Origin of the sequence: Streptomyces sp. NBC_01016 (genome assembly GCF_026341035.1) — a bacterium.
Lineage (GTDB): Bacteria > Actinomycetota > Actinomycetes > Streptomycetales > Streptomycetaceae > Streptomyces.
In genome coordinates this window covers 4,111,612-4,126,534 of record NZ_JAPEOQ010000002.1, presented here as the reverse complement: position 1 = coordinate 4,126,534, position 14,923 = coordinate 4,111,612, and the positions used below count along the sequence as shown (strand labels likewise).

At 69.6% G+C, this 14,923-nt stretch carries 22 protein-coding genes and 1 pseudogene; 4 read left to right on the top strand and 19 right to left on the bottom strand.

All coding sequences use genetic code 11. The features are described 5' to 3' along the window. The first annotated feature begins 353 nt into the window (after nucleotides 1-353). A complete protein-coding gene (locus OG746_RS45410; RefSeq protein ID WP_266718617.1) occupies nucleotides 354-3,005 on the top strand; it encodes a DEAD/DEAH box helicase in 2,652 nt (883 codons plus the stop codon). Nucleotides 3,006-3,021: 16 nt separating this feature from the next. On the opposite strand, the gene OG746_RS45740 is transcribed toward OG746_RS45410, so the two are convergent. The 3 genes from OG746_RS45740 to OG746_RS45395 all read right to left on the bottom strand — a co-directional run bounded on the left by OG746_RS45740 (nucleotide 3,022) and on the right by OG746_RS45395 (nucleotide 4,233). Beyond that, the gene (locus OG746_RS45740; protein ID WP_524540451.1) at nucleotides 3,022-3,345 is read right to left on the bottom strand and encodes an HU family DNA-binding protein; all 324 of its coding nucleotides are present in this window, start codon (nucleotides 3,343-3,345) and stop codon (nucleotides 3,022-3,024) included. Nucleotides 3,346-3,481: 136 nt separating this feature from the next. Then, nucleotides 3,482-3,856 (bottom strand): DUF6640 family protein, encoded by a 375-nt coding sequence (locus tag OG746_RS45400; protein ID WP_266718615.1) that lies wholly within the window; start codon nucleotides 3,854-3,856, stop codon nucleotides 3,482-3,484. Between the two features lie 68 nt (nucleotides 3,857-3,924). Further along, on the bottom strand, nucleotides 3,925-4,233 hold the full coding sequence (locus tag OG746_RS45395) for a GNAT family N-acetyltransferase (RefSeq protein ID WP_266718613.1): 309 nt from the start codon (nucleotides 4,231-4,233) through the stop codon (nucleotides 3,925-3,927). A gap of 123 nt (nucleotides 4,234-4,356) precedes the next feature. On the opposite strand from OG746_RS45395, the gene OG746_RS45390 reads away from it, so the two are divergent. Both OG746_RS45390 and OG746_RS45385 read left to right on the top strand, forming a co-directional pair. Beyond that, the gene (locus OG746_RS45390) at nucleotides 4,357-4,542 is read left to right on the top strand and encodes a hypothetical protein (RefSeq protein WP_266718611.1); all 186 of its coding nucleotides are present in this window, start codon (nucleotides 4,357-4,359) and stop codon (nucleotides 4,540-4,542) included. A 30-nt stretch (nucleotides 4,543-4,572) separates the two neighbouring features. Next, the gene (locus OG746_RS45385) at nucleotides 4,573-4,803 is read left to right on the top strand and encodes a hypothetical protein (protein ID WP_266718610.1); all 231 of its coding nucleotides are present in this window, start codon (nucleotides 4,573-4,575) and stop codon (nucleotides 4,801-4,803) included. A gap of 63 nt (nucleotides 4,804-4,866) precedes the next feature. Here the strand turns inward: OG746_RS45385 and OG746_RS45380 are convergent, their stop codons facing one another. From OG746_RS45380 to OG746_RS45345, 8 genes are read right to left on the bottom strand one after another with little or no spacing between them, the layout of a single operon-like run. After that, nucleotides 4,867-5,214 (bottom strand): hypothetical protein, encoded by a 348-nt coding sequence (locus OG746_RS45380; protein WP_266718608.1) that lies wholly within the window; start codon nucleotides 5,212-5,214, stop codon nucleotides 4,867-4,869. Beyond that, entirely contained in the window at nucleotides 5,204-5,389 is a 186-nt protein-coding gene (locus OG746_RS45375) for a hypothetical protein (RefSeq protein ID WP_266718606.1), read from the bottom strand. Before OG746_RS45375 ends, OG746_RS45380 begins: the two co-directional genes overlap by 11 nt. Continuing rightward, entirely contained in the window at nucleotides 5,382-5,633 is a 252-nt protein-coding gene (locus OG746_RS45370; protein ID WP_266718604.1) for a hypothetical protein, read from the bottom strand. The genes OG746_RS45375 and OG746_RS45370 overlap by 8 nt, the downstream gene beginning before the upstream one ends. Further along, nucleotides 5,630-5,881, bottom strand: coding sequence for a hypothetical protein (locus OG746_RS45365; RefSeq protein WP_266718602.1), 252 nt, complete (start codon nucleotides 5,879-5,881; stop codon nucleotides 5,630-5,632). The genes OG746_RS45370 and OG746_RS45365 overlap by 4 nt, the downstream gene beginning before the upstream one ends. Further along, nucleotides 5,878-6,087: a hypothetical protein gene (locus OG746_RS45360; RefSeq protein ID WP_266718600.1), complete on the bottom strand. Its 210-nt coding sequence runs from the start codon at nucleotides 6,085-6,087 to the stop codon at nucleotides 5,878-5,880. The genes OG746_RS45365 and OG746_RS45360 overlap by 4 nt, the downstream gene beginning before the upstream one ends. After that, nucleotides 6,084-6,299, bottom strand: coding sequence for a hypothetical protein (locus OG746_RS45355; protein WP_266718598.1), 216 nt, complete (start codon nucleotides 6,297-6,299; stop codon nucleotides 6,084-6,086). The genes OG746_RS45360 and OG746_RS45355 overlap by 4 nt, the downstream gene beginning before the upstream one ends. Continuing rightward, a complete protein-coding gene (locus tag OG746_RS45350) occupies nucleotides 6,296-6,541 on the bottom strand; it encodes a hypothetical protein (RefSeq protein ID WP_266718597.1) in 246 nt (81 codons plus the stop codon). The genes OG746_RS45355 and OG746_RS45350 overlap by 4 nt, the downstream gene beginning before the upstream one ends. After that, nucleotides 6,538-7,092 (bottom strand): hypothetical protein, encoded by a 555-nt coding sequence (locus OG746_RS45345; RefSeq protein WP_266718596.1) that lies wholly within the window; start codon nucleotides 7,090-7,092, stop codon nucleotides 6,538-6,540. The genes OG746_RS45350 and OG746_RS45345 overlap by 4 nt, the downstream gene beginning before the upstream one ends. A 358-nt stretch (nucleotides 7,093-7,450) precedes the next feature. On the opposite strand from OG746_RS45345, the gene OG746_RS45340 reads away from it, so the two are divergent. Further along, entirely contained in the window at nucleotides 7,451-7,756 is a 306-nt protein-coding gene (locus tag OG746_RS45340) for an Imm49 family immunity protein (protein ID WP_323179666.1), read from the top strand. Between the two features lies 1 nt (nucleotide 7,757). Here OG746_RS45340 and OG746_RS45335 read toward each other — a convergent pair whose 3' ends face one another. From OG746_RS45335 to OG746_RS45300, 8 genes and pseudogenes are all read right to left on the bottom strand, one after another. Continuing rightward, nucleotides 7,758-8,513: an enoyl-CoA hydratase/isomerase family protein gene (locus OG746_RS45335; RefSeq protein WP_266718595.1), complete on the bottom strand. Its 756-nt coding sequence runs from the start codon at nucleotides 8,511-8,513 to the stop codon at nucleotides 7,758-7,760. After that, entirely contained in the window at nucleotides 8,510-9,760 is a 1,251-nt protein-coding gene (locus tag OG746_RS45330; protein WP_266718593.1) for a cytochrome P450, read from the bottom strand. Before OG746_RS45330 ends, OG746_RS45335 begins: the two co-directional genes overlap by 4 nt. A gap of 89 nt (nucleotides 9,761-9,849) precedes the next feature. Beyond that, nucleotides 9,850-11,280: a cytochrome P450 family protein gene (locus OG746_RS45325; RefSeq protein ID WP_266718592.1), complete on the bottom strand. Its 1,431-nt coding sequence runs from the start codon at nucleotides 11,278-11,280 to the stop codon at nucleotides 9,850-9,852. A gap of 10 nt (nucleotides 11,281-11,290) precedes the next feature. Further along, nucleotides 11,291-11,854 (bottom strand): GTP-binding protein, encoded by a 564-nt coding sequence (locus OG746_RS45320; RefSeq protein WP_266718591.1) that lies wholly within the window; start codon nucleotides 11,852-11,854, stop codon nucleotides 11,291-11,293. A gap of 1 nt (nucleotide 11,855) precedes the next feature. Then, on the bottom strand, nucleotides 11,856-12,239 hold the full coding sequence (locus OG746_RS45315) for a DUF742 domain-containing protein (protein ID WP_266718590.1): 384 nt from the start codon (nucleotides 12,237-12,239) through the stop codon (nucleotides 11,856-11,858). Beyond that, nucleotides 12,232-13,047: a roadblock/LC7 domain-containing protein gene (locus OG746_RS45310; protein ID WP_266719214.1), complete on the bottom strand. Its 816-nt coding sequence runs from the start codon at nucleotides 13,045-13,047 to the stop codon at nucleotides 12,232-12,234. The genes OG746_RS45315 and OG746_RS45310 overlap by 8 nt, the downstream gene beginning before the upstream one ends. A gap of 20 nt (nucleotides 13,048-13,067) precedes the next feature. Beyond that, nucleotides 13,068-14,276, bottom strand: a complete 1,209-nt coding sequence (locus tag OG746_RS45305; RefSeq protein WP_266718589.1) for an ATP-binding protein — start codon at nucleotides 14,274-14,276, stop codon at nucleotides 13,068-13,070. Between the two features lie 296 nt (nucleotides 14,277-14,572). Further along, nucleotides 14,573-14,898 (bottom strand): annotated as a pseudogene (locus OG746_RS45300) (methyltransferase, FxLD system); the annotation flags it as partial. Between the last annotated feature and the right edge of the window lie 25 nt (nucleotides 14,899-14,923).

The window sequence follows — 14,923 nt, the reverse complement described above, 5'->3', positions numbered from 1 at the left end:
CTGGCGGGATGCTGCGCATCCCGCTCAATCCCCATGCTGCGCATGGGGATTGAGGCTCCGTTCGCTGCGCTCTCGGAGCGGGTTCGAGCTTCGCTCTCACCTGGAGGCTTCCGCTGCGCTTCAGCCTTGGGGGCAGGTCCGCTGCCCTGGGGTTCCTTCGGCTGCGCCTGCGGAACTTGGGCCCGCTGGCGCGGGCCGGGCTAGCGGCAAAGGTGTGTGGCTGGTTGGGGTCTGGGGTGTTGGTGTCTTAGCTGCATCAAAATTGATGCAGCATGTACCTTTGGTGGAAGCATGGGACACCCTAGGGGTGAGATCCTCGCCTGAATGAATTCAGGCGTTGAGGGGGCACGAAGATGTCAGCGATTCGGCTCAAGGGGCACCAGGTAGCTCAACGCTCCGCGTTTCGCCGGTGGGTGGGGTTCCCTGAAAGGGCACCGGTGTCCCCGCAGGGTGCCCGGGGCACGATCGTGTCCGCGACCGGCTCGGGCAAGACGATCACGGCCGCCGCATGCGCGCTGGAGTCGTTCGCGGGCGGTCGGATCCTGGTCATGGTGCCGACCCTGGACCTGCTCGCGCAGACCGTCGAGGCCTGGCGTCTGGTGGGCCACACCGCGCCGATGGTCACGGTGTGCTCGCTGGAGAACGACCCGGTCCTGGGTGCGTTGGGGGTGCGCACCACCACCAACCCGATCCAGCTCGCCCTGTGGGCCGGACACGGACCCGTCATCGTGCTCGCCACATACGCCTCCCTCGTGGACCGCGAGGACTTCGACGACCCTGCGGGTCAGCGGAAGGTGCGCGGGCCGCTGGAGGCCGCTCTCGCGGGCGGGGAGCAGCTGTACGGACAGCGGATGGACGGTTTTTCGCTCGCCATCGTCGACGAGGCGCACTCAACCGCAGGCGATCTTGGCAAGCCATGGGCGGCGATCCACGACAACGCCCGCGTCCCCGCCGACTACCGGCTCTACCTCACCGCAACCCCCCGCATCCTCGCCGCGCCCCGCCCGCAGAAGGGCCCGCACGGCCAGGAGGCGGAGATCGCGTCCATGGGCCAGGACTCCGAGATCTACGGACCATGGCTGGCCGAGCTGGGACTCTCGGAGGCGATCGAACGCGAAATCCTCGCCGGATTCGAGATCGACGTCCTCGAGATCCGCGACCCCTCCCCCGTCCTCGGGGAATCCGAAGAGGCGCAGCGTGGCCGGCGCCTGGCCCTGCTCCAGACCGCACTCCTGGAACACGCCGCGAAGTGGAACCTCCGTACGGTGATGACCTTCCATCAGAAGGTGGAGGAAGCAGCGGCCTTCGCGGAGAAACTGCCGGAGACCGCCGCGGAGCTGTACGCCAACGACACCTCCGAGGACGGCCTGGTGGCCGCGGACCGGCTCCCCGCATCATCGATCGACGCCGACTTCTACGAACTCGACGCCGGCCGCCACGTACCACCAGAGCGCGTCTGGTCAGCATGGCTGTGCGGCGACCACCACGTCACCGAACGCCGGGAAGCCCTGCGCCAGTTCGCAGAGGGCATCGACGCCAGCAACCGGCGCGTGCACCGCGCGTTCCTCGCCAGCTGTCGCGTACTCGGAGAAGGCGTCGACATCACCGGCAAACGAGGCGTGGAAGCCGTCTGCTTCGCCGACACCCGCGGCTCCCAGGTCGAGATCGTGCAGAACATCGGCCGCGCACTCCGCCTCAACAAAGACGGCTCCACCAAGGTCGCACGGATCATCGTGCCCGTGTTCCTGAAGCCCGGCGAAAACCCCACCGACATGATCGCCAGCGCCTCGTTCCGTCCGCTCGTAGCTGTGCTCCAGGGTCTGCGATCGCATGATGAACGACTCGTCGAGCAGCTCGCCTCCCGCGCCCTCACCAGCGGAAAGCGCACGGTCCACATCCAGCGGGACAAGAGCGGCCGGATCGTCGGGGCCGGCGGCGAAGATGACGGCGACGACCAGGAGCAGGACGACACTGCCGAGTCCGTACTGCTCCGCTTCTCCTCCCCCAGAGACGCGGCCACGATCGCCGCCTTTCTGCGCACCCGGGTCTACCAGCCCGAGTCGCTGGTGTGGCTGGAGGGCTACCAAGCCCTGCTGCGCTGGCGGGCCGAGAACCAGATCACCGGCCTCTACGCCGTCCCCTACGACGCCGAGACCGAGGTCGGCGTCACCAAGGACTTCCCCCTCGGCAGGTGGGTGCACCAGCAGCGCAAAGCACTACGGGCCGGGGAACTGGAGGAGCGGCGCAAGACCCTGCTGGACGCCCCGGAAGCCGGGATGGCGTGGGAGCCGGGCGAGGAAGCCTGGGAGAACAAGCTCGCCGCGCTCCGCTCGTACCGGCGGGCCACCGGACACCTCGCACCCCGCCAGGACGCAGTGTGGGGCGAGAGCGAGACGCTGGTGCCCGTCGGACAGCACATCGCCAACCTCCGCCGGAAGGGGCAGAAGAACGGCCTGGGCAAGGCCCCGGTGCGCGCCGCCGTACGTGCGGCGCAGCTAGCGGAGATCGACCCGGACTGGAACTGCCCGTGGCCGCTGGACTGGCAGCGGCACTACCGCGTCCTGGCCGACCTCGCCGCCGACGAACCCGACGGCCGGCTCCCCGACATCGCACCCGGCGTACTCATGGACAGCGACGACATCGGCAAATGGCTGAAGCAGCAGAAGCAGCCGGGCAACTGGGCACGGCTCCTTCCCGAGCAGCAGGAGCGGCTGACCAAGCTGGGCATCCAGCCCGCCCCGACAGCCACTCGTACGACGAAGGGACCGAGCAAAGCGCAGCAGGCATTCCAACGAGGCCTGACAGCCCTCACGCAGTGGGTCGAGCGGGAAGGCGCCCACCGGCCGGTGCCGCGCGGACACAGCGAACCGATCGCCGTCGACGGCGAAGCGGAGCCAGTGATTGTGAAGCTGGGCGTATGGATCACCAACACCAAGACCCGGCGCGACAAACTCGACGCCGAGCAGCTGGGCGCACTAAGGGAGTTGGGCATCACCTGGGCGTAACGCTTGTGCGGTAAGGCTAGTGAGTCCGATTGTGGTTCGGTACACATCGCCGTCTCTCGGTATCTCGAGGTTCCACGTCTGCGAGGTGTCTGCGTGCCTCGCCAGCGTCCCGGCTTCGAGGGGGCTGCTTGTTCTTGGCGGCCTTCTTGAGCTTGGAGTCCGCGGTCGCCTTCACGCTGTAGGCAGTGGGGATGGTGATCGCCTCGCCTGTGGAGGGGTTGCGGCCCGTGCGCTCGGCCCGGTGGGTGTGTTCGTTGTGACGAGGATTTTTAGTTGGCGTACAAGGAGGGGTAGTTGGTGTGTCGATCTCCTGGTCTGGCCGTGCAGGGAAGCGGAGCACACGAAGATCAGTGATGAGATCCCGCCCGGTCGGAAGGTTGGGCGGGATCTCTGTATCTCTGACTCCTGTTCCACGTGGTGGTGGAGTTGTGTGATCCCCGTGCGGCGGAGCACGGTGAGGAATCGGCGGCCGGGTATCACCGGCGCAGCCGTCGGCGTTCCAGGGCGAAGGCCAGGCCGTTGAGGGTGAGTGTGGCCCCGGCGAGTACTGCTTGCGGGGCGCCCTTCTTCGGCGGGTCCATGAAGGCGGTTCCGGGGTACGCGATGGCCGACATCTGGGTGATCCAGTACAGCGAGGCGGCACCGGTCGCCAGTTTCAGTCGCTCGCCGGAGGCGTCGGCTCCGCGGCCCCACAGTGCCCACAGTCCGATGGCGCCGAGTGCGGCGCCGGTGCTCATGGTCTGCGCGTTGTGGAATTTCGCGTGTGGCGGCCAGTTGGGGTTGTGGATGTGTGTTTCGTTCCAGTCGGCGATGTAGGCGCCGCACATGGTGCTGATGGAGGTCAGTGACAACAGAACGCGTCCAGGAGCTGAGGGGTGTCATCTGCTGGTAGCTCCGTTGTGCTGCCACGACGCTTTGTCTACTCGGCCAGATCGTCTTGGTAGACCACGGACACAGCCCGCATCCCGAGCGCCTCGTAGAAGGCGCGCCCGTCTCTATTGCGGGGCGAGCAGTGGACGATCAACGGTGCCAGGGCGTGTTCTCTTGCCCAGGTGCGGACGTGGTCGACGAGTAGGCGTCCTGTTCCGTTTCCGCGGTGCTCCGGTGCGACCCACAGTTCGTGGATCACGCAGCATCCTCGTTCGTCCGGGCCGGCCAGGATGTAGCCGTACTCGGTGCGGTACTTCATCCCGTTTGCCGGGGCCGGGCGGTCGGGGTCGAACGGCACGGTCACGCCCTCCAGGGCCAGTGGTGGACTTGTCGGTTCTGAGGCGGCGGGAAACGACGCCGGTTCTCGCTCGCCTTGCGGACCCGCACCGGTCAGCCGAGCTTCCTCTCATAAAGTCGCAGAATGGAGGGAAAGGAAGCAGCTCAGGTCGAATTGAACGCCGCCTCTGCAAGGGCCCGCTCCGAAGGCCCGACGGAGGAGAACGTCACGGCCTTCGAGGATGCAGTCATCCGCCTCGCAGCGGCCCATGGCGTCACCCTGGCTCCCGCGGCCCCCGCCACCGGGCAGCTGCGGACGGATCCGAGCTGACCCGACCTCGCTCCGCCGACGGTGATCCGGTTGTGGATCTCTGCCGCCGTATCGCGCCTCCACTCGGCCGACGACGAGGGCCGGAAGCTCGAGCACCTCGATGATGATGAACGCGAGAAGCAACGCGAGGTCTGGTTCGAGGCCGCGGCGAGGGCACAGGATGCGGTCTCCATGTACGCGTTCAAAAGCGACCTCAACCGGTTCGACGTCGAGAAGCAGCTCCGTCAGGTCACTCGGAACCCACCGAAGCAGGAGGAGTAGAAACTTCGGGAGCGGCCGTAATGGTCGCGATTCCCGGACAGGGGGGCCAGGCTCCCTGCTTGGCTACCAGTTCATGTGGCTGGGCATGCCGCACTTCCCGGAGGCGTCCCGCGTGGGACAGTCGCCCCAGCCGAGCATGAAGAGCGCCATGGCCAGCGCCAGCACTACGAGCATGACGGCGAGGCCGGTACGCGTGGCCAGGAACCGGCTGATACGGGTGCCGGAGCTGCCCAGCCGTTTGTCGCGGTACACCGTGGCCCGGCGCAGGTTCCAGACAGCGCAGACGGCGACGGTGATGGCACCGAAGGCCGCCGACACCCAGCCGTCATGGAAGAGGCCCTGGGCGACGTAGGCGACCATGCCGCCGAGGATGAGCGCGTACATGATCCGGACCAGGACGTTAATGATCATCGTCGTTCCCGCGCTGCTCGATGCGCCGGGCGTGGAAGTAGTTCCAGCCCACGGAGCCGAGAAAAATGCACCCGCCGTTGATGACGGCGTTCCACTTTCCCGTGACGGCTTCGATGGCGCCCAGAACGGCGAACACGACCAAGGCGTACAGGACGAGCCTCGTGGGCTTACCCATCTTCGCCCTCGTTGTGCTCCGGCCGGTCGGAACGGCGCCACCACCACTGGAACAGGAGGTGGACCCCCGTGCCGCTGACGCCCGCGCCGATCGCCATGTCCCACTTGCCTGTGATGAACCCGAGGGCGCCGAAGACCATGACGGCCGTGGCGACGTTCACCACGATCTCCAGGACGGTGAGCGGCTTCGGCGGGTCCGCAACCACACCCACGAACTTCAGCCGCCGTTTGGCAGGCGGCTTCATCGGTTCGCCTTTGCCAGACGGAGTGCGTCACGGATGTTCTTGACGGTGGCCACGAACAGCGCGCAGAGGACGGCTCCCAAGAGGGCCCACAGCCGCCACGGCATGACCACGGCGACATCGGAACCGAATCCGCTCCAGGTGCTGCCGCCGACCCCGCCAGCGGCGACCCCGCCAGCGGCGATGCCGCCAGTGGTGATGCCGCCAGTGGTGGCGGGCATCGCACCGAGCTTCTTCAGGCGCTTGATCACTTGGGGCCCTTCTTCCATGTGCGCCGCATGCGCCACCAGTTCCAGACGGACGAGGCAATCAGCGCGCCGATGCAGGCCGCCTGCACCGAGTAGCGCCATACGGAGACCTCGACGCCGCCCGCGAGGCAGTAGCCCACGACGAGCCCGATCTGGACGGCATGGAACCTCCGGCTGCGCGGCGGCCCGCTGGGCGAGATCCACTTCATCGGTTCGCCTTCGCCAGCCGGACCATGTCACGGACGTTCTGGACGATGATCACGATCAGTGGGAGGAGAACGATTCCTACGAGGGCACACAGCCACCACGGCACGACTGCGCCGCCGGATCCGCCCCAGGCGGCGCCGCTCGCCCCGCCCGCCACGCTGACCGCAGCACCGCCCGGCACGGCGCCGAGGTTCTTCTTCAGGTGCTTCTTCATCGGCGCTTCACCTCGCGGCGCATGAGGCGGTCGAGGCGCGTCAGCAGGGCCTGGCGCTCGGCACGCTGCCTGCGCCGCTTGCGGCGGGCATCGCGGATGATCCTGCAGGCGAGGGCGGCGGGCATGAAGGTGCCCCACAGCCGCCACCCGGTCGAGGCGTCCGAGTCCGTGGCGTTGGCAATGCCGAGGATGGTCAGCGCGATGAGCAGGACCCGGTCCGTCCCGTCCATGTGGAGCTTCACTTCGGCTTCCTCTTCCCTGCGTGCCGCTTGCGCCGGTCGCTGCGGAAGTGCCAGGCCAGAAAGCTGATGACGTAGACGCCGATGGCCAGCTCGCGCACGCGGCCCCAGCCGGTGCGGCTCGTGACGGCGTTGCAGACGGTGGCCATGATCAGCACGACCAGGGCGACGACCAGCCACTTGTCCGAGCGCGTCACCTGTGTCCCCGGGCGTGCGCGCGTGCCCATCGGACCAGGACGATCCCGAAGGCGCAGAGGACGAGCGGCGCGACGCCTGCCCACCACGTGCCACGTGGTTTTGAAGGCGAAGATCCCGATCAGGCCGAGGATTTCCGCAAGGACGGCGCCGCAGAGGGTGACCCGGGCCGCGCCCCGCTGCACCGCGGCGTTCACACGCGGCGGGTGCGTGCCGTCGCGGCGCTGCTTGTACCGGCCGTAGAAGGCCGGCCCGATCAGGGCGGCGAAGAGGAGCACCAGGAACGGCCCCTCTGCCCCGTCGGGCAGCAGGGCGGATATGAGGCTCCCGGAGCCTCTGCCGCTGTGGGCCGGGGTCATCACGTGCTGTCTTTCCGCTCGATAAGCCCCCGGCTGTCGATGTGTCCGGGGGACGCTAGGCGGCGGGCCGGACGCGGCGGAAATTGATCATGGGTGTTCGTTGCATGTCTCACACGGTTCGCCGGCCGAGCGCCTCGATCGCGAGTAGACGCAGCAGACCCGCAAGATCGCCCGACACCCGCAGTCGCCGCAGCGACAGGCCGCTCTTCCATCGCGTCGGTGAGTTCAGCGCGTAGCGTGCGGCTCGGTCTCCGATGCAGCCGGTCTCGCGCAGGTGGACGCCCTGTGCGGTTACTTGACGCCGTCGGCCGGCCGTCTGCCCCGCGGCTGGCCGGAAGTTCCCCTGTGGATGCCGTCGATGGGCGAGCGCCTCGACGCTGCCCTCGCGCTGGATGCGGCCGGGGCCACGGGCCCCGACCAGCGGCTGCTGCGCATCCTGCTCCGCGGCGACCAGGCCGCGTTCGAGCAGGCGCTGCACGAACGGCTCGTCACCCACCGAAGCGCCGCCGGTGAAGAGGCCGGGCCCGAGAGCCTGCTCCCCCTGGGCGCGATCGCTCTGTCCGTGCTCGCCTGCAGGTCCACGGCTGGGACCTGCACGGCGACCTCTGCCTATCTGCCTGCCTCACTCCTGCAGGCGCCCGCCCCGGCTCCGAGCCCGTCCTGAATTACAGGTGGGCGGTGAGGAGATTGGCGTCGAGCAGGCCCAGGTCGGCGGTGCGGTCGGCGCGGGCGTAGCCGGTCAGTATCCGTTTGGCGGCGATCATTGATTCCTGGGAGCGGCGGCCGAGGAGACGCGTCCAGGCGGTGACCGCGCGGTCGAGGCCCTCTTCGGGCACGGTTTCGTGCAGGAAGTCGATCCGGTGCGCGGTGGCAGCGTCGAACTCGCGGCTGGTCAGCATGAGTTCACGGATGCGGGAGACTCCGACCTCGGTGATGAGGCGGCCGGTGGCGCCGCCCCATGCGGGTGGCAGTCCGAGGCCTACTTCGGGCATGCGGTAGCGGCTGGTGTCGGCGCCGACGCGGAGGTCACAGTAGGAGACGAGGGCGAGGCCGGCACCGGTGACCCGGCCGTGGAGGCGCGCGATGGTGATGGCGTCGGTGGTCTCCAGGGCCTGACAGAGCCGGAAGCCCTTGTCGACGATGCGGCGCAGGGCCGCGCCGGTCGGGTCGGCCTTGCGTGCGTCGGCGAACTCGCTGCGGTCGGCTCCCAGGCAGAAGTCGTCGGCCAGCGAGGACAGGACCAGGACCTTCACGTCGGTGCGCTCGGTGAGGCTGTCGAGCAGTCGCAGGAGGTCGTCGATGGCGGCGACGTCGAGGACGGCGTCCGTGCGGCCGGCGTGGAGCCGGGCGTGCAGGACGGGCCCGTCCTGGTCGAGGTGGAGGGTTTTGTAGCCGTCGGAGGGCTGGAGGTGGTCGGTCATGCGAGGGTGAGGTCCAGGTTCAGGAGGCGGCGGAAGGCGACGCGGGGCGCCCAGGTGGGCGGGCGTACGAGGGTGAGGCGGGGGATGCGGCGGGTGAGTTGGGTGATGAGGGTCTGTGCTTCCAGGCGGGCCAGGGGGGCGCCGAGGCAGTAGTGGACGCCGCCGCTGAAGGCGAGGTGGCCGCCGGGGTTTCGGTGCGGGTTGTAGGTGGCGGGGTCGGCGTGCCGGTGCGGGTCGTGGTGGGCGGCGCCGATCAGGAGGTGGGCCATCTCGCCCTCACGGATGTCGCGGCCGGCCAGGCGCATGTCGTGGGAGGCGACGCGGCTGATCACATGGGTGGGCGGGTCGTAGCGCAGGCTCTCCTCCACGGCGCCCGGGACGAGTTCGGGGTCGGCGGCGACCGCGTCCCAGTGCAGGGGGTGTTCGACGAGGTGGAGGACCGCTTGCGACAGCAGGGTCGCGGTGGTCTCCAGCGCGGCCAGCAGGACGAAGCGGGCCAGGTGGTAGACCTGGTGGTCGGCCTGGTCGCGGTCGGTTTCGAGGGTGTCCCAGGTGCGGATCCACTGCGAGACGGGGTCGTCTCCCGGGCGGGCGCGGCGAGCGCGGACGAGGTCGGTGAAGTACGTGCGCAGTTCCACGGTTGCGGCGTCGGAGCGGGCGAGCTGACTGGCCGTCGGCAGGAGTTCCTGGGTGAACACCTGGTCGTGGGTGAGCTCGCGCAGCCGGGGCCAGTCGGCGCGGGGCAAGCCCAGCCAGTGTCCGACCGTGGCGATGGGGAGCTCCTCGCCGACCAGGGCTGCGAAGTCGGCCTCCCCGTGGCGGAGTTGTTCGTGGAATGTGTCGAGGAGGCGGTCGGTGGCTGTCGTGATGACGGGGCGGAGACGGCCGATGGCGGCGCGGTCGAAACCGTCGGCCGCCCGGCGTATTCGGGCGTGTTCCGGCCCGTTGAGGTTGGGCAGGGCGTGGCTCATCTCCTGCGAGGACGGCGCGGCCCAGCGGGTGCCTGGGCCCTGCCGCTCGCGCCAGCGCCGGTCGGGTTCGCACCACTGCCGGTCGCGCAGGACCTGGTCGCACTCGGCGAACCCGGTGACCAGGTGGCCGCCCCAGGGTGCGGGGCTGACCGGTCCTGATGCAGCGAGTTCGGCGTAGTGAGGGAGTGGATTTGCCTGCCCCTGGGGGGTGCGCAGGCGCGAGAAGACTCTGACGGTGGCGCGGCGAAGATCCTGCGGCAGTACGGCGATTCCCACTGTGCTCCTTTCCGAGCATCAGCCGCCATGAATACCCACAAGATCATTTGAGTATCCAATGGCACCGCAGGAAAGTGGAGTTGCCTGCGTCACTCGCCCCTGGTCCATGCCACGAAGCGGCTGAACAGTCCCGCCTTGCGCTTTTTGCCCTGGCCGGACTCGTCCTCGACGCCGGCTCCGGTGGAAGCGGAGGCGGCCGGTTCGGCCGCGGGCGGCTGGAGGCCGGGCGTGGGCCGGGACACCGCCGGGGCGGCGGACTCGTACGGGGCGGAGGCGGTGGAGACGGCCCGTGGGGAGAAGCGCACGGGCAACGCGGCCAGCGCGCGGCTCCACGGCGAGGGCACCCAGTCGAGCGCCGAGAAGGGCCTGTCGAGCTCCAGGTCGGGCAGCCGGTTGAGCAGGCACTCGACCGCCGTCACCGCGATCAGCAGCGCCGGGTCCTTCGCCGGACACGCGTGGGGTCCCGCCCCGAACGCGAGATGGGCCTTCGAGTTGAGCTGGGCCCGGTGCTCGGTCAGCCGCGGATCCGTGTTGGCCGCGGCGAACGAGATGAGCACCGGATCGCCGGCCCGCAGCCTCCGCTCGCCGAGTTCGATGTCCACCGTCGGGTAGTGACCGGCGTAGTTGGCGATCGGCGCGTAGGACCACAGGGCCTGGGAGACGGCGTCCTCGACCGGAAGGCCGGTGGGCCAGTCCTCCCCCAGGTACAGGGCGGCGCTGGTGCCGATGGCCGCGGCGAGCGGGGCGGTGCCGCCGGAGAGCAGCGTGACGAGCTGCTGGAGCACGGCCTCGTCGGCCTCGGCCCGGTCGCTGGTGAGGAGGGTGTGCTGGCGGATCAGCTCGGTGGTGAGGTCGTCGCCCGGCCGGCGGTGCTTGAGCGAGATCAGCTCGGCGAGCGCCTGGCCGAGGATCTGGTCCGCGCCGGCGGCGCCCTCGAAGATGCCGGAGATCCCGGTGATGACCCGGTCGCCGATCTCGGGAGGGCAGCCGAACAGGTGGGAGAAGACCAAGAGGGGCAGGGGGCCGGCGTACTCGGCCATGAGCTCGGCGCGGCCGTGCCGGTCCGAGCTGAAGCCGCTGATGAGGTAGTCGGCGGAGGCCTGGGTCTGGCGGATCAGCGCACGCTCGTCCACGGTGGCCAGGGCAGCGGTGACGGCCTGGCGCAGCTTGGCGTGGTCGGCACCGTCGGCGAACAGGGCGTTGCGCCGCCAGGCCATCATCGGCAGGGCCGGGCTGTCGGCCGGCACCCGCCCCTCGTTCAGCGCGTTCCAGCGGCGCGCGTCGCGCGGGAAGGTGGCCGGGTTCTGCAGGATGTGCAGGGCGGCGTCGTAGCTGGTGACGAGTTCGACCTCGACGCCGGGGGCGATGTCGACGGGCGCGCTGGGCCCGGCCTGTCGCAGGTGCGCGTAGTAGGCCTCGGGGTTGGCCGCGAAATCGGTCCCGTACAGCTGGGTGTTGCCGCCCTGGGCGTGCGCCGGGCAGCCGGGCGGTATCAGGCGGGGGTCGGTCGGCTGGGACATGCAGGGGCTCCTAGGCGGCGAGCTGGGTCATGAGGTGCTGCACGAGGGTGATCAGTGCCTCGGCGGAGGAACGCTCGTCGCGTACGTCGCACCGCACGATCGGGGTCTCGGGGTGGAGGTTCAGTGCCTCGTGCACCTCCTTGAGGGCGTACTCGGTGCCGCCCGCGAAGGAGTTCACACCGACCGTGTAGGTGAGTCCGAACGACTCGACGAGGTCGAGGACGGCGAAGGACTCGTCGATGCGCGCGGGGTCGACCAGGACGAGCGCGCCCAGTGCGCCGCGCGAGAGGTCCTCCCACATTTCGGTGAACCGCTCCTGGCCGGGCGTGCCGAACAGGTAGAGGACCAGGCTGTCGGAGAGGGTGAGGCGGCCGAAGTCCATGGCCACGGTGGTGGTCGTCTTGTTCGGTGTGCTGGTGAGGTCGTCGAGCCCCACACTGGCCATCGTGATCTGCTCTTCGGTCCGCAGCGGTTTGATCTCCGAGAGACTGCCGATGCAGGTGGTTTTCCCCACGCCGAAATGGCCCACGATGAGCACCTTCACGGCCTGGCTGACAGAGGGATCCAGGTACACGTCACACTCCGAATTTCTTCTGCAGGCCGGTGCGCACAGCACGGACGAGGTCGATGTCCACCAGCTCGGCGGCCGGGACCGGCTGGCGGACGTCGAGCAGGCCGGCCTCCGCGAGTTGGGCCAGCAGGATGCGCACGACGCCGATCGGGAACCGGGTGTGGCCGGCGACCTCGGCGACGGACAGGACCCCGCCGGTGACCACTTCCATGACCCTGCGGGCCTCGGGCGTCAGGGCGCGCAGGGCGGCCTCGGACCCGTCGGCAGAGGTCACCATCGCGGTGTGCTCGAATTCGTGCTCGGGGGGCAGGGACCGCCCGTTCGTGATCACGAAGAGCGGGACGAGGTCGGACGTCAGCTCGAGGTCCGGACCGCTGGGCTCAGACATTGCCGGGCACCCTGCCGGCCCCGGCAGAGGCCGCGATCCTGAGCTCTGCCGCATGCAGCTGGGACGTCAAGTGCTCGATGTTGCAGTCGTGGTCGGCCGAGGCCGCCAGGAGCGCCCCGTCACCGGCGGCGATGAGGAAGATCCACCCGTGCTGGAACTCGATGGCCGTCTGCTGCCACGCCACGTCCGCGGTCGCGCCCGCGAACTGCGCGGCGGCCCGGCTGTTGGCGTGGATGCCGGTCATGGCCGCCGAGATCCGGTCGGCGAGATCGCGCGGCAGGCCCGAGGTGCCGCCGCGCGGCAGTCCGTCGCCGCCCAGCAGCACCGCGTGGCGGGCGCCGTGCACGTCGGCGAGCGCCACATCGAGCTCCTTGAGCACATCGGCCGTCTCCTCACCGGGCGCCGGCTCGGGGCTGCCGCGCCGGCCTGCCTGCGGACCGTCCACGCGAGGTGCGGACGTCATGTTGTGTCCCAGCCGGGCCACCAGACGGTGCATGCGGTAACTGATCTGCTGCATGTCCACATGGGGTTCCGCGGCCGCCGCCAGATAGGCGCCCTGACCGGCTCCGATCAGGAAGATCCAGCCGTGCTGGAACTCGATGATGGTCTGCGTCCAGGACGCGGCCGGCGCGGTTCCGACGAAGGGCGCCGTGGCCCGGCTCAGGGCCTGGATACCGGACATGGCCGTGGAGATGGTCACCAGGTCCCGCTCGCCGAGGCCCTCGGTGGATGCACGGGGCAGGCCGTCGGCGGACAGCAGGACCGCATGGCGCGCGCCGGGCACGTTGTTAACGATGTCATCGAGCATCCATGACAGGTCGGAGGTGCTCACCGCTCATCAGACCCTTCGCCCAGGGGGGACTCATCGGCGCGGGCTTCAAGGGTGCCGCGCTGGAACGCACCCAGGCCCCGGCTGGATGCCCGCGGCCCTGTCTGCGTGGCCTCGTCCACCGGACGGGGCGCGCGGACTGCTGCCGGGGAGGCCGTCGGCGTCTGCCGGGCAGCGCGCTTGGGCAGTCCGTGCGCGGTGCGCTGGGGAGCGACCCCGGACGGGCCCGGACCCTGCCGTACGGGTGCAGGGTGGGGGGCGGGGGCGGGAGCGGGAGCCGGCGCCGCGGCCTTGGGGGTCGCCTCTTCCATGGTCCACAACTCCTCGGGCAGTCGGACGACGGCCCGCACTCCGCCGTAGCGGGAGACCCCGGTGACGTCCACCTGGAAGCCGTGCTGACGGGCGATCAGGCCGATCACGGGGAAACCGAACTTGGGCTGCGTGCCCAGCTGCTGCAGCCGCGGCGCCTCGTCGCCGGAGAGCAGGGCGGTCGCCCGCTGCCGGTCCTCGTCGTTCATGCTGACGCCGGCGTCGTCGATGACGATGCAGAGGTTGCCCTGGACACGCTGGAACGTGACCTCGATCGGAGCGTCGTGCTGCGAGAAGCTCGCCGCGTTGTCCAGCAGCTCGGCGACCGCCAGGGCCACCGGGGTGACCGCGGACGCCTTGAGGGCGAGGCCGCTCTGCTGCATGATCGACACGCGCTGGAAGTTGCGGATCTGGCCCTTCGCGTTCTGCACGACGTCGTACACGCTGGCCGGCCGGTTGCGGCGGCCCAGCGGCGCACCGCACATCACCGCGATGCCCTGTGCCTTGCGTGCCATCTGGGCGTTCGCGTGCGCCACGTCGAGGAGGTCGCTGAGCACCTCGTGGCCGCCGTGCTTGCGCTGCACGGTGTCCAGCAGGGCGGTCTGTTCGGCCGCAAGGCTCTGCAGGAAGCTCGCCGCGCCCTTGAGGACGCTCTTCGTGCTGTCCTCCGCGGCCTCGCGCGCCCCGGCGATGACGCTCTCCCGCTCGGAGCGGGCCGCGGCCAACTCGCCCTGCTGGGCCGCGAGTTGCGCGGTGGCGCGGCTCAGCTCCTGTTTCTGCGCGGCCTCGGCCTGGCGTCTCTTCGCGGTCACCGCTCGGTTGCGGGTAATGAGTGCGACATTCGCGGCGACGGATATCAGCGCAATCGCACCCAGGGTCCACACAAGTGCGTGGGTCATGGACACCTCTCGTGGCACGGGCAGGAGGAACTGGCGACCCGTACCCCCGCTCTCACCCCGCAGGCACGTGTCAAGTCGGCACGCTGGATGAGTTGATCAAGATCGCCGCCGGGATGCTATCAGGACCGTTTCGCCTCAACCTGCCTGCCCAGCACCCCTGTTGGAAGATTCCGTTTGACCCGCCCGGCACCCGAATGATCCCAGCCACACACCCACCAGATTTCAGCCAGGTGTGCCCGCGCGGCCCGGGAGGATTCCTGCCTCGGCGCTCACGGCAAGCGGCGAGATGACCGATCGGCACCTTTCACGGCCGCCGTGGACGAGGGCAGGGGGCCTCGGTGAGCAGCCTGCCCCTGGCGGTCTTCGGCAACAGCATTCGGATCGGTCCGGACGGCAGAGGGCAGGCCGGGAAGAGCTCCATCCGCCCCGGGGACCCCATGGCGTGGACCGTCATGCCGGTCCACTCCTCGATGCGTGGCTGCGTCAGTACGTCGGCGAACGCGTTCTCGTCCAGCCGCAGGACGGCCGAGGTCTGGAGGCGTACGGTGCCGCCGCCGGTGAGCGGCACGCTCCGGCGGGCGTCCTCGGCGCTCCCGCGGCGCAGCGGCATGAAGGTGTTCATGGCCGCATCCACGCGGCGCTCACGG